At 52.1% G+C, this 11,559-nt stretch carries 13 protein-coding genes; 8 read left to right on the forward strand and 5 right to left on the reverse strand.

Annotation, left to right across the window (positions count from 1 at the left end; translation table 11 throughout):
• Positions 1-200 precede the first annotated feature (200 nt).
• Positions 201-1,559 (forward strand): amino acid permease, encoded by a 1,359-nt coding sequence (locus O1Q74_RS16645; RefSeq protein WP_271874710.1) that lies wholly within the window; start codon positions 201-203, stop codon positions 1,557-1,559.
• Positions 1,560-1,636: 77 nt separating this feature from the next.
• Here the strand turns inward: O1Q74_RS16645 and ampE are convergent, their stop codons facing one another.
• Positions 1,637-2,491 (reverse strand): beta-lactamase regulator AmpE, encoded by an 855-nt coding sequence (gene ampE / locus O1Q74_RS16650; protein ID WP_271874711.1) that lies wholly within the window; start codon positions 2,489-2,491, stop codon positions 1,637-1,639.
• A complete protein-coding gene (gene ampD, locus O1Q74_RS16655) occupies positions 2,491-3,063 on the reverse strand; it encodes a 1,6-anhydro-N-acetylmuramyl-L-alanine amidase AmpD (protein ID WP_271874712.1) in 573 nt (190 codons plus the stop codon). Before ampD ends, ampE begins: the two co-directional genes overlap by 1 nt.
• Before the next feature lie 608 nt (positions 3,064-3,671).
• On the opposite strand from ampD, the gene nadC reads away from it, so the two are divergent.
• The gene (gene nadC / locus O1Q74_RS16660; RefSeq protein WP_271874713.1) at positions 3,672-4,562 is read left to right on the forward strand and encodes a carboxylating nicotinate-nucleotide diphosphorylase; all 891 of its coding nucleotides are present in this window, start codon (positions 3,672-3,674) and stop codon (positions 4,560-4,562) included.
• Here nadC and O1Q74_RS16665 read toward each other — a convergent pair.
• Positions 4,542-4,748: a hypothetical protein gene (locus tag O1Q74_RS16665; protein ID WP_271874714.1), complete on the reverse strand. Its 207-nt coding sequence runs from the start codon at positions 4,746-4,748 to the stop codon at positions 4,542-4,544. The two genes, nadC and O1Q74_RS16665, sit on opposite strands and share 21 nt — an antisense overlap.
• Positions 4,749-4,871: 123 nt before the next feature.
• On the opposite strand from O1Q74_RS16665, the gene ppdD reads away from it, so the two are divergent.
• The 3 genes from ppdD to hofC are packed head-to-tail and all read left to right on the forward strand — an operon-like array spanning position 4,872 to position 8,007.
• Complete coding sequence (gene ppdD, locus O1Q74_RS16670) at positions 4,872-5,318, forward strand: prepilin peptidase-dependent pilin (RefSeq protein WP_271874715.1); 447 nt, start codon at positions 4,872-4,874, stop codon at positions 5,316-5,318.
• A 2-nt stretch (positions 5,319-5,320) separates the two neighbouring features.
• On the forward strand, positions 5,321-6,805 hold the full coding sequence (gspE, locus tag O1Q74_RS16675; protein WP_271874716.1) for a type II secretion system protein GspE: 1,485 nt from the start codon (positions 5,321-5,323) through the stop codon (positions 6,803-6,805).
• Entirely contained in the window at positions 6,802-8,007 is a 1,206-nt protein-coding gene (hofC, locus tag O1Q74_RS16680; RefSeq protein ID WP_271874717.1) for a protein transport protein HofC, read from the forward strand. The genes gspE and hofC overlap by 4 nt, the downstream gene beginning before the upstream one ends.
• A gap of 85 nt (positions 8,008-8,092) precedes the next feature.
• Here the strand turns inward: hofC and O1Q74_RS16685 are convergent, their stop codons facing one another.
• Positions 8,093-9,133, reverse strand: coding sequence for a GMP reductase (locus O1Q74_RS16685; RefSeq protein ID WP_225085773.1), 1,041 nt, complete (start codon positions 9,131-9,133; stop codon positions 8,093-8,095).
• Positions 9,134-9,415: 282 nt separating this feature from the next.
• On the opposite strand from O1Q74_RS16685, the gene coaE reads away from it, so the two are divergent.
• The 3 genes from coaE (at position 9,416) to yacG (ending at position 11,058) form a co-directional block, all read left to right on the forward strand.
• On the forward strand, positions 9,416-10,042 hold the full coding sequence (coaE, locus tag O1Q74_RS16690; protein ID WP_271874718.1) for a dephospho-CoA kinase: 627 nt from the start codon (positions 9,416-9,418) through the stop codon (positions 10,040-10,042).
• Positions 10,035-10,787, forward strand: coding sequence for a cell division protein ZapD (gene zapD, locus O1Q74_RS16695; RefSeq protein ID WP_263058054.1), 753 nt, complete (start codon positions 10,035-10,037; stop codon positions 10,785-10,787). Before coaE ends, zapD begins: the two co-directional genes overlap by 8 nt.
• Positions 10,788-10,863: 76 nt before the next feature.
• Positions 10,864-11,058, forward strand: a complete 195-nt coding sequence (yacG, locus tag O1Q74_RS16700; protein ID WP_271874719.1) for a DNA gyrase inhibitor YacG — start codon at positions 10,864-10,866, stop codon at positions 11,056-11,058.
• Positions 11,059-11,122: 64 nt separating this feature from the next.
• Here yacG and mutT read toward each other — a convergent pair whose 3' ends face one another.
• Positions 11,123-11,518: an 8-oxo-dGTP diphosphatase MutT gene (gene mutT / locus O1Q74_RS16705; protein ID WP_271874720.1), complete on the reverse strand. Its 396-nt coding sequence runs from the start codon at positions 11,516-11,518 to the stop codon at positions 11,123-11,125.
• Between the last annotated feature and the right edge of the window lie 41 nt (positions 11,519-11,559).

The following is an 11,559-nucleotide window of genomic DNA, read 5'->3' on the forward strand; positions in this document are numbered from 1 at the left end:
TCGCGATAGTTTTTAATTATCAGGCTACAAGAAATCAGTGCAATCTTGCGCACTTACCACTATTCTCTGGCAAACGGTAGGTTTTTTCTTATTTTAAGAAATACCACTCCGTAAAAATAAAATTACATAAACGTACAGTCACTAATACGTGTGCTCGTTCACACCGTGTTTTTTACTGCACTGGCAGAGGGTTAAATTTGATGGATGATCAACAAACAGACGGCACGCTAAAGCGTGGCTTGAAAAATCGTCATATTCAGTTGATTGCCTTGGGTGGCGCGGTAGGTACTGGCCTCTTTCTTGGTATTGCTCAAACAATCAAAATGGCCGGGCCGTCGGTCCTGCTAGGCTATGCGATTGGCGGGTTGATCGCGTTTCTCATTATGCGCCAGTTGGGCGAGATGGTGGTCGAAGAGCCGGTGGCCGGATCGTTCAGCCATTTCGCTTATAAATACTGGGGCGATTTCGCGGGGTTTGCATCGGGATGGAACTACTGGGTGCTATATGTTCTGGTCGCCATGGCCGAACTCAGCGCTGTAGGCATTTACGTCCAGTACTGGTGGCCAGACATTCCGACCTGGGTATCTGCCGCCGTGTTCTTCCTGCTGATTAACGCCATCAATTTGGCAAACGTCAAAGTCTACGGTGAGATGGAGTTCTGGTTTGCTATCATAAAAGTCGCCGCAATCATTGGCATGATAGCCTTTGGCGGCTGGCTGCTGCTCAGCGGTACAGGCGGGCCGGAAGCCACCGTGACCAACCTGTGGGCGCAGGGCGGGTTCTTCCCGAACGGCGTGCTTGGTCTGGTAATGGCGATGGCCGTTATCATGTTCTCATTTGGCGGGCTGGAACTGGTAGGGATTACCGCCGCAGAAGCGGATGACCCAGAGAAAAGCATTCCACGCGCCACCAATCAGGTTATCTACCGCATCCTGATTTTCTACATCGGCTCGCTCGCTATCCTGCTGTCACTTTACCCGTGGGGCAAGGTTGTAGAAGGCGGTAGCCCGTTCGTCATGATCTTCCATGAACTGAACAGCAACGTCGTGGCGACGGTGCTGAATATCGTGGTACTGACCGCCGCGCTATCCGTTTACAACAGCTGTGTGTATTGCAACAGCCGCATGCTGTTCGGTCTGGCAAAACAGGGGAATGGACCGAAAATACTAGAAACCGTCGATCGCCGTGGTGTGCCAGTTGTCGCTATCGGTCTCTCCGCGCTGGCGACTGCGCTGTGCGTGCTAATCAACTACCTCATTCCAGGTAAAGCGTTCGAGCTGCTGATGGCGCTGGTCGTGTCCGCGCTTGTAATTAACTGGGCGATGATCAGTCTGGCGCACCTGAAGTTCCGAGCGCAAAAGGACAAAGAAGGTACGGTGACCAAATTTAAAGCGCTGCTTTATCCGCTGGGTAACTATCTCTGCCTGCTGTTCCTGGCCGGCATATTGGTCATCATGTTCCTGACGCCGGGCATTCAGATTTCTGTTCTGCTGATTCCAGTCTGGCTGGTTATTCTGGCGGTGGGCTACTTTATCAAAAAGAAAAATCAGGCGCAGTAACGCGCTTCCACTTCACCGACTCCGTTCTCATGGCCGACACTTGTCGGCCATTTTTACATCGGGCTAACAGTGGGAAATCAAACCAGCGCACCGTATATCGTCAGGAGTGCGACGACAACCACCAGCACCGACGTCACCTTTTTAGCCAGCGTCACGGCGGCTTTCGGCGTTTCAACAGGCTCAATATGAGGTTCACGCGCCAAAGCAAACTGCGCCAACTGTGTTAACACCCAATATTGCGAACTACGAAAATCCCCCAGCGAGGCGAACCAGGCAGGCAACGCTTTTTCGCCGTGTCCCAGCAATGCGTAAGCAGCACCAGCCAAACGAGCAGGAATCCAGTCAAGCCAATGCAGCAAGCTATCCACACCAGACTGCGCGCGTTCCAGAGGGGTGTGATGGCGAGCAAGCCAAGTCTGTCTGCCGCGTAAAAACGCATATCCCACCAACGCAATCGGTCCGTATGGCCCGGCCGCGATGAACCAGAACAGTGGGGCCAAATAAAAGCGGAAATTTATCCACAGCAGCGCGTTTTGCAACGCTTTCAACTGCTCGCTTTCACCAGTACCAACGGGCAGACCGTGAATCAACGCCAATTCTGCCGCCATTTCCCGACTGGCATCCGTCTCACCGCGCTGCGCGGCCTGCAAATAGCGCCGATAGTGCTGACGAATTTCACCCGCGCCAATGCACATCAGGCTGATAACGATCCACAGCAGAAGAGAAACCAGACCGAATAGAATACCGCTGGTGAGCCATAGCAGCCCTGCCACGATGCCCATGCTGCACAACATCAGGAACAGTGTTTGAAATAAAGACAAGGATGGAACGTGCCGGAACACAACCTCAAGCCGATGATCGATCTGCCAGTGCTCCCCTTGTTTTAACAAGCGCTCCCAGGCCAGCGTAAGCAACAGTGTAAACAGCGTCATTAATCCAGGCTCCCTTTGTTCTTTGTCCAGTTTTCTTGTAGCTGAAGATGATAGCCGTCCCAGTCAAATGCCGGGCCAGGATCGGTTTTCCGGCCCGGAGCGATGTCGCTGTGCCCGGTAATTCGCGATAAGGTGATGGGATAGACCTGCATTAATAGGCGTGTAATCGCAGCCAGCGAGTGATATTGCTCCATGGTAAAAGGCAGCGTATCCGTCCCTTCCAACTCAATGCCGATAGAGAAATCATTACAGCGTTCACGACCTTCAAACACCGAAACACCGGCGTGCCAGGCGCGCTGATCGAACGACACATACTGTGTAATTTGTCCGTCACGGCGAATCAGGCAGTGCGCCGCGACACGTAAATGGGAAATACCGGCGAAATAGGGATGCGCGGAGGGATCCAACGTCGCCGTAAACAGTTGATCAATATAGGGGCCGCCAAACTCACCGGGCGGCAAACTGATATTGTGGATAACCAGTAAGGAAGGCACCTCATTATTCGGGCGGCCATCATAATGCGGTGAAAACATGTGTGTAATATCAGATAACCAGCCATTTTCCAAAAGCATCGGCGATAACCTCGCATCATATCGTTTGCCGGCTGAATAAGGCGTAAAAACTCATTTCTGGCGTAAAAACCATAGTAACCAAAAGATCCTTATATCCAAGATACCATGTTTCACACCATCCTATCGATTCAACCGGATAGCAATAGGTTCTACCGCTCGTTTTGTGATGTTCCCACCACTTTACTGTCCGCCCCCACTCTCAACATCTTTTTTAGCCAGGTGAAATCCTTAACACCACCAGATGATTAAAATCACATTACAAATATAATGGTGTAATAAAAAGCAATGGCTTTTGTGAATCGTATCTACATTTACTTAATTAAGAGGCATGAAAAAATTATATTCTAATTTTTTTAGATATAGCCAAAACTTATTCCACAATCTTACGCAGGACGTCAAAGGTCCGTTTAAAGTGAAATCTACCGACAGGGGTTACTATCTTGTCGTCGGTTACAACGTCTAAAACCGCATGCCCCTTTCCGGCGAGCAGCAATATTCGCCGGAAGACGAATAACATTAACACATTGAATGTTAACAACTATTCATTCTGGATGTCCTGATATAAACAAGGTAGCATAGACCTCCGAATCCCCCTTCGGAGTTTTGTCATGTCAACGCGTCGCTACAGTCAGGAACAACGCCAACAAGCCTTGCTTGCTCGTATTGCACAAGATATCCCCGCCAGCGTGCAACTGGCATTGCGTGAAGATTTAGGTGGCATCGTCGATGCTAATCAAGACATTACCGCGCTTTTGTTACCTGACAACGAGATCGTCAGCGCACGTATTATCACGCGTGAAGCGGGTATATTCTGCGGTGCGCGTTGGCTTGAAGAAGTCTTTTCTCAATTGGGCAACACGACAACGATCGTCTGGCACGTCGCCGATGGCGATGCCATCACCCCCAACCAAACGCTGTGTGACATTACGGGGCCAGCCAAACAGCTTCTGACAGGCGAACGCACGGCGCTGAATTTCCTGCAAACGCTGTCTGGCGTCGCAACGGAAGTCAGCCGCTATGTTGCGGTATTGCAGGGAACGCGCACTCGGCTGCTGGATACACGTAAGACGCTGCCGGGACTGCGCACCGCACTGAAATACGCCGTATCATGCGGCGGCGGCGACAACCATCGGCTCGGCTTATCCGATGCGTTCCTGATCAAGGAAAACCACATCATCGCCGCTGGCTCCATCAAAAATGCAGTAGAAAAAGCACAGTCTCTGCGCGGTGATGTTCCGGTAGAGGTTGAGGTCGAATCGCTGAATGAGTTACAGCAGGCGCTGGAAGCGGGTACTGATATCATCATGCTGGATAATTTCAGTCTGGATAACATCCGGGAAGCCGTTAACATCACACAAAGCCGCGCACTGCTGGAGATATCCGGTAATGTCACCCTCGACACGCTGCGTGGCTATGCGGAAACCGGCGTGGACTATATCTCGGTGGGAGCATTGACCAAGCACGTACAGGCACTCGATTTATCCATGCGCTTTATCTAATCGTTCTTCTATTTCTTCCGACGAGGTGCCCTCTCGCACCTCGTCGCCCTTCTTCATCTCATCTTTCCCCATAACACCGTCACGATCCAACCTTCCTGCCCTGCGCAAATGTTCTGTCCTGATAAAACAAAAATTGCGTATCTGCCCGCAAAAATTTTTCAACGTTCTGCAAATCGCTAAAAACATCTCGTGGCGCTTTCCTGTTTCACGTTTCCCTGCTCGTCAACCTTCACGCGCTTTTCTATGCTGCCGGCTATCCGTATGGATTTGTTTGCCAAAAAATTTATATGCAACAACAGGGAAATCAACATGACAACACAACAAGGATTCACACTGATTGAGCTGATGATCGTCATTGCGATCATCGCCATCCTCAGCGCCATTGGCGTCCCCGCCTATCAAGGCTATCTGCAAAAAGCGGCGCTGACGGACATGCTACAAACCATGGTGTCTTATAAAACGCCAGTCGATCTCTGTGGTCTGGAAAATGCCAGCTTTACGGCCTGCAACGCAGGCAATCAGGGCATTCCGGGGAGCAAATCCTCACGCTATGTCAGCGCCGTTAGCGTCGCCCAAGGGGTGATTACGCTCACCGGACAATCCACTCTGCAAGGGCTGCGCGTTATTCTGACGCCAACGTGGGATACCGAAACTGGCGCTTCACGCTGGACGAAAAACTGCGCCACAGATGGCGGCGAAGAGAGCCTGCAATCCGCCTGTCAGGACGTTTTCCGTTTCGATAACACGGCGGGTTAAGCATGACAGACTCATCCTTCTCCTCCGAGCATACGCTCAGCGAACTACAGGCGCTGTGCCGACGTTATCAGGCATTATTACTTAGTCTTGATGATCAAACGCTGTCGGTCGCCGTCACAACGTCTCCTTCTGAGGAGATGATTGCCGCGCTGCGTTTCGCCAGCAATCGCCGCATTATGGTGGAGCAATGGCCACAGGCCAGAATGGAACAGCAGCTTAACCCCGTGAACGCCGTTGCCGAACCCGCAGAAACCTACCATGCCGGCACTTATAACAGCACTTATCACAACAGCACCGGGCAACAGGATCATGACGACGACTCCCCTGTTGCACAATTTATCCATCAAACGCTGCGTCTCGCCGTGCAGCGTCGTGCCTCTGATATCCACTTTGAGCCGTTACTGGACAGCTATCGCGTGCGGCTGCGCATTGATGGCGTGCTACAGGCCATATCCTCCCCACCTTCCGAGCTGACAAACCGTATTACCGCGCGGCTGAAAATCATGGGCAAGTTGAACATCGCCGAACGACGATTGCCGCAAGACGGCCAGTTCAGTCTGATGCTGGATCAGCAAGCCTACTCGTTGCGCATCGCTACGCTGCCCGTACAACAAGGCGAAAAAGTCGTGTTGCGTATTTTGCAAACGCACCAGCAGGAGCTGGTGCTAGATAAACTCGGGCTTACCGCAAAAGCATTACAGCAGGTGATTAACGTGCTGAGCGCCTCACAGGGAATGCTGTTAGTCACTGGCCCGACAGGCAGTGGAAAAACCGTCACGCTTTACAGCGCGATACGCTGGCTGAACGAGTGCAGCCGAAATATCTGTAGCGTAGAAGATCCCGTTGAGATCCCCCTGCCGGGCATCAACCAAACGGCAATCAATCCCAAAGCTGAACTGGGATTTGGCCGAGTCTTACGTGCGCTGCTGCGACAGGATCCAGACGTCATTATGATCGGCGAAATACGCGATGCCGAAACCGCAGAAATTGCGGTCAAAGCCGCACAAACCGGCCATCTGGTCATGTCCACATTGCACACCAACTCTGCCGTAGAAACGCTGACTCGCCTCAACCATCTGGGTATCCCCGATTATCTGTTAGCCGCAGCACTAAAACTCATCATCGCACAACGCCTTGTGCGTCGGTTATGCCCACACTGTAAGACGCCTGGAGAACCACTACTTTCGCTGCCAAACGACGTATGGCAAGGGCCACTACACCATTGGCAAGCCCGCGGCTGTAGCCACTGTTTCTCTGGCTACTATGGCCGCGTCGCGCTCTATGAATTACTGCCCATCACGCCAGATTTTCAGGCAGCGCTAGCGGGCAACGCCAGCGCAGGGGAATTATCTGCGCTGTCTCGCCATTCAGGTTTCCCAACGTTGCTGGCCGCAGGGCTTGAGCTGGTCAACGACGGTCTGACCTCACTTGCTGAAGTCTACCGTGTGGTGGGCGATGAGCACGTAATAAATCAGGAGACGCAATGAGGCTAGCGCGTTTATATCACTGGCAGGCGATTACGTCAGAGGGCGAGTTTATCGATGGAGAACTCATTAGCACACAACGCCAGCACGCCTACGCCAGCCTGATTGCTCAGGGCTACCAGCCGCTCATCGTAAAGGCTGGCCATTATCTGTCGCTCCGCTATTGGAAACGCGAACAGCTAGGCGAATTAATCAAACAGCTTGCTGCTCTGCTACAAGCTGGATTGCCGTTGCTGGAAGCATTAAAACTGGTATCAGAACAACATGAGCGCCCCGGCTGGCGCTGCGTATTACGGGATGTCCGAACCCGTGTTGCTCAGGGAAATGCGTTCTCTGAGGCGTTACAGGAATACCCGCATATCTTCCCCGTTCTGTATCGTTCCCTCATTGCCGTCGGCGAGTTGACCGGGAAGTTAGACGCGTGCTGTCTACAGTTGGCACAACAGCAAGAAAAGCAGTCCCGACTGCAACAGAAAGTCATCAAAGCGCTACGCTACCCCTGCTTTGTTTTGGCAATCGCTGTGCTGGTCAGCATGATGATGTTGACGCTGGTTCTACCCGAATTTGCGACGCTCTACTCCTCATTTGATACACCGTTACCGTGGTTTACTCGGCAGTTGCTTTCTCTGGCAGAGGTCATCACAGACTACGGATTGATTGGATTGCTATCTCTTAGCGGCCTGATCGCGGGATATGTCCGTTTAAGGCAGAAAAGGCCCTTATGGAAAACCAGAGAGCAAGAATGGCTGCTGAAGCTTCCCATCGTATCCAGCCTGTTACGCGGTAAGTCGCTGAACCAGATATTCAATATTCTGTCCATGACGCAACAAGCCGGTTTGACGTTGCCAGAAGGGCTGGATGCCGCCGCGACAATCCGTCATCCGCTTTATCAGGATGCGATTCAACAGATGCAAGCACAGCTGCATCAGGGCACGTCGCTATACCATGCCACACAGCATCACGCCACGCTGTTCCCTGCGCCCTGTCCGCAGCTAATTCGGGTTGGGGAAGAAACCGGATCGCTGGATGCGATCTTTACACAGCTGGCAGAATGGCATGAAAGACGGGTACAACAGCAGGCCGACATGCTGACCCAAACGCTGGAACCGCTGCTGATGATGGTTGTTGGAGGAATGGTTGGGGCGCTGGTGGTTGGCATGTATTTGCCTATCTTCCAACTGGGGAATGTATTGGCCGGAGCCTGAGCCGACCAATACAGCACCAAAAAGCGACAAGCTACACAGTCCCCACCACCGTTAGCGGCAGAAAGACGGCGCGAAACAGCAGCAGCTACCCGTTGAAAATACGGTTTTCCTGCTCGGCCACGCGGATAAACGTTGTACGCTTCGTCAGCTCTTTCAAACGGGATGCACCAACATAGGTACAGGCAGAACGCAGGCCGCCAAGAATATCGCGCACGGTATTGTCTACCGGACCGCGCAGAGGCAATTTTACGGTTTTTCCTTCCGCAGCCCGGTACTCCGCCACACCGCCAACATGGCGCTCCATCGCGGACGCGGAGCTCATGCCGTAGAACAACATCATTTTCTCGCCGTTTTCTTCGACGATGGTGCCTTCACATTCATCATGCCCTGCCAGCATCCCGCCCAACATGACGAAATCGGCTCCGCCACCAAATGCTTTCGCTACATCACCCGGCATGGCGCAGCCGCCGTCGCTCACGATTTGTCCACCAAGACCATGTGCCGCATCGGCGCATTCAATCACTGCGGAAAGCTGAGGGTAGCCAACGCCCGTTTTAACGCGCGTCGTGCAGACAGAACCGGGGCCAATGCCAACTTTCACGATATCCGCACCGGAGAGGATCAGTTCTTCCACCATTTCGCCGGTCACGACGTTTCCTGCACAGATAACCTTGTCCGGGCAAGCCTCACGCGCTTTTTGCAGGAAGGTCACAAAGTGTTCAGAGTAGCCATTTGCCACATCGATACAAATAAATTTCAACTCGGATGACAGCGCAAGAATCTGCTTTAACTTAATGAAGTCGGCGTCTGACGTCCCAGTCGAGACCATGACATGGCGCAGTACCGATGCCGGTACGCGTTGCACGAACTGGGACCATTGCTCGACAGAATAGTGTTTATGGACGGCGGTCAGAACATCAAAAGAGGCCAGTGCTTCCGCCATGCTAAACGTACCCACAGTGTCCATATTGGCTGCGATAATCGGTACACCGGACCAGTTGCCTCCGGCATGAAGGAAGGTGAATTGACGTTCCAGTTCAACGTCGGAGCGGCTTTTCAGCGTCGAACGCTTTGGCCGGATGAGAACGTCTTTAAAGCCTAACTTTAAATCTTCTTCAATACGCATGAGGTTCGAGTTCCTGGTGAGTGACGGCGGAATACTCAGTATTGCTGCTGAGTGAAAAAATAATGCCCTTTACCAGTGACGTTATCATACGCAGGAATAATCCTGCGGCAAGACTGCGATTTTCACTTTATTTGGGATAAAATCAGAGAAATTTACCTATCACCGAGCAACGTGATAGCGTGAAGCACACTGCGGTTTATGCCTGATTGACGTCAGGGGCACAGGAAAATATTCCTCTCCCCTTGAAAATAGTAGCAATGTTAACTTTTCAACACGAGTGCAATGACATACATCGTAGCCTTAACGGGCGGTATCGGCAGCGGTAAAAGTACCGTAGCCGATGAATTTGCCAAATTAGGGGCCACTATCGTTGACGCGGATATCATCGCGCGTCAGGTAGTCGAGCCTGGGAAACCCGCGCTGGATGCCATCAGGCTCCGGTTTGGCGACGCTATACTCAATATCGATGGTTCATTGAACCGCACCGCACTACGCCAACGGATTTTTTCCTCGCCAGAGGAGAAACAGTGGCTGAATAATTTACTCCATCCGTTGATCCATCAGGAAACACAGGCCCAGTTTCAGGCGGCATCCGCACCGTATATTCTCTGGGTCGTCCCCCTACTGGTGGAGAACGGTTTACAACAGCGAGCACAGCGTATTCTGGTCGTTGATGTAGACAGAGACACACAGCTTGAACGCACGCTGGCCCGCGATGGCATCAGTCGGCAGCAAGCAGAAAACATACTGGCAGCACAGGCTACCCGAGAACAGCGCCTGGCTTATGCCGATGATATTATTGATAACAGTCGATGCCCAAGCGAGCTGGCGTCACAGGTTGCGGGATTACACCGTCATTACCTTGAGCTAGCCGCCTCCGTAGCCGACAGGATGACTAAGAATGAGTGACGCCTCCTCAACCATTTTATTCGAATACCCGCTGAATGAAAAAACGCGTACCTGGTTGCGTATCGAATCATTATTGCAGCAGCTGCATCAAAACCACTCCCTGACCGATATGGGAAGCGCGCTGACATTTTTTCGCGCTATCGCCGAGTTGCTTGATGTGCTGGAACGTGGAGATGTGCGTACCGAACTGCTGAAAGAACTGGAGCGACAACAGCAAAAACTGCTGCAGTGGAGCGATGTGCCGGGCGTAGACATGGAACGCATCCATACGTTGAGACGTCAGTTGAAAGATTTGGCCAGCACGCTGATGGCGGCACCACGGATGGGGCAGTTCTTACGAGAAGATCGTCTGATTGGCATGGTACGCCAGCGGCTCGGAATTCCCGGTGGGTGTTGCAGTTTTGACTTACCGACGCTGCATAGCTGGCTGCATCAACCTCAGGAACTCCGTGAGAAGCTGGTTTCTGGCTGGCTTGGTTCGCTATCTCCGCTTAAACACGCGTTGGATATGATCCTGGAACTGATCCGCCATTCCGGTACGTTTCGCCCGCAGATCAGCCTGAATGGTTTCTTTCAAGACAATGCTTCCGATGCCGATCTGCTGCGCTTGCGTCTTGAACAGGCACACCAGCTCTACCCACAGATATCTGGCCATAAAACACGCTATGCCATCCGTTTCCTACCATTAGATAGCGAAAACGGCCACATTCCTCCTCGTTTAACCTTTGAGCTGGCCTGCTGCTAACCCCAGCGTCACCGACAGACAAAATGTGTTAAGTATCAGGTATGGATTACGTATCAAATAGAGTGAAAAGAACCTTATGACAACAGAAATTACGACGGTGAAGTGCCCAACCTGCAAGCAGACGGTCATCTGGGATGAAACCAGCCTCTATCGCCCATTTTGCAGCAAGCGTTGTCAGCTCATCGATTTAGGTGAATGGGCTGATGAAGAAAAGCGCATACCCAGTGATGATATGGTTTCTGATAGTGAAGACTGGAGCGAAACGCGGTAACGACCGCGTTTCGCCACTATAGTTTTCAGGCAAAGTTTTTCAGACAGGCAAAAGCAAGGCTGGATTAAAGCGATTTCAGCCAGCGGATCATCTCCGCATTCGCTGGCGGAAATTCTTCCTCACGTAATTCTTCTACGCTCACCCAGCGAGACTCCTGCCCTTCCCGACCATAGGGTTCCCCCTGCCACGTTTCAACCAGAAAGAAATGAAGCGTAATGATTCTTTCCGGCGTAGAAAACGTTTTGTCGTTTAGCGGCTGCGGTGTGGTAGCGTCGATGCCCGTCTCTTCGCGCAGCTCACGAATCAGCGCCTGCTCTGGCGTTTCCCCTTCTTCAATTTTACCGCCGGGAAACTCCCACATACCTGCCATGTGAACGCCATCTGGGCGACGAGCAATGAAATATTGCTGTTCCGCATTACGGATGATGCCCACCGCGACGGATAACTGTTTTTGCGTCATGACACTTCCTATCAGGTTCTTATCAAGTAAAAGGCGGTCAA

It is taken from the genome of Pectobacterium sp. A5351 (assembly GCF_028335745.1).
Lineage (GTDB): Bacteria > Pseudomonadota > Gammaproteobacteria > Enterobacterales > Enterobacteriaceae > Pectobacterium.

Bases quoted from the DNA above. Each gene is read 5' to 3' on its own strand.
- O1Q74_RS16645 (WP_271874710.1), top strand. From the start codon at position 201: ATGGATGATCAACAAACAGACGGCACGCTAAAGCGTGGCTTGAAAAAT.
- ampE (WP_271874711.1), bottom strand. From the start codon at position 2,491: ATGACGCTGTTTACACTGTTGCTTACGCTGGCCTGGGAGCGCTTGTTA.
- ampD (WP_271874712.1), bottom strand. From the start codon at position 3,063: ATGCTTTTGGAAAATGGCTGGTTATCTGATATTACACACATGTTTTCA.
- nadC (WP_271874713.1), top strand. From the start codon at position 3,672: ATGTCAACGCGTCGCTACAGTCAGGAACAACGCCAACAAGCCTTGCTT.
- O1Q74_RS16665 (WP_271874714.1), bottom strand. From the start codon at position 4,748: ATGTTTTTAGCGATTTGCAGAACGTTGAAAAATTTTTGCGGGCAGATA.
- ppdD (WP_271874715.1), top strand. From the start codon at position 4,872: ATGACAACACAACAAGGATTCACACTGATTGAGCTGATGATCGTCATT.
- gspE (WP_271874716.1), top strand. From the start codon at position 5,321: ATGACAGACTCATCCTTCTCCTCCGAGCATACGCTCAGCGAACTACAG.
- hofC (WP_271874717.1), top strand. From the start codon at position 6,802: ATGAGGCTAGCGCGTTTATATCACTGGCAGGCGATTACGTCAGAGGGC.
- O1Q74_RS16685 (WP_225085773.1), bottom strand. From the start codon at position 9,133: ATGCGTATTGAAGAAGATTTAAAGTTAGGCTTTAAAGACGTTCTCATC.
- coaE (WP_271874718.1), top strand. From the start codon at position 9,416: ATGACATACATCGTAGCCTTAACGGGCGGTATCGGCAGCGGTAAAAGT.
- zapD (WP_263058054.1), top strand. From the start codon at position 10,035: ATGAGTGACGCCTCCTCAACCATTTTATTCGAATACCCGCTGAATGAA.
- yacG (WP_271874719.1), top strand. From the start codon at position 10,864: ATGACAACAGAAATTACGACGGTGAAGTGCCCAACCTGCAAGCAGACG.
- mutT (WP_271874720.1), bottom strand. From the start codon at position 11,518: ATGACGCAAAAACAGTTATCCGTCGCGGTGGGCATCATCCGTAATGCG.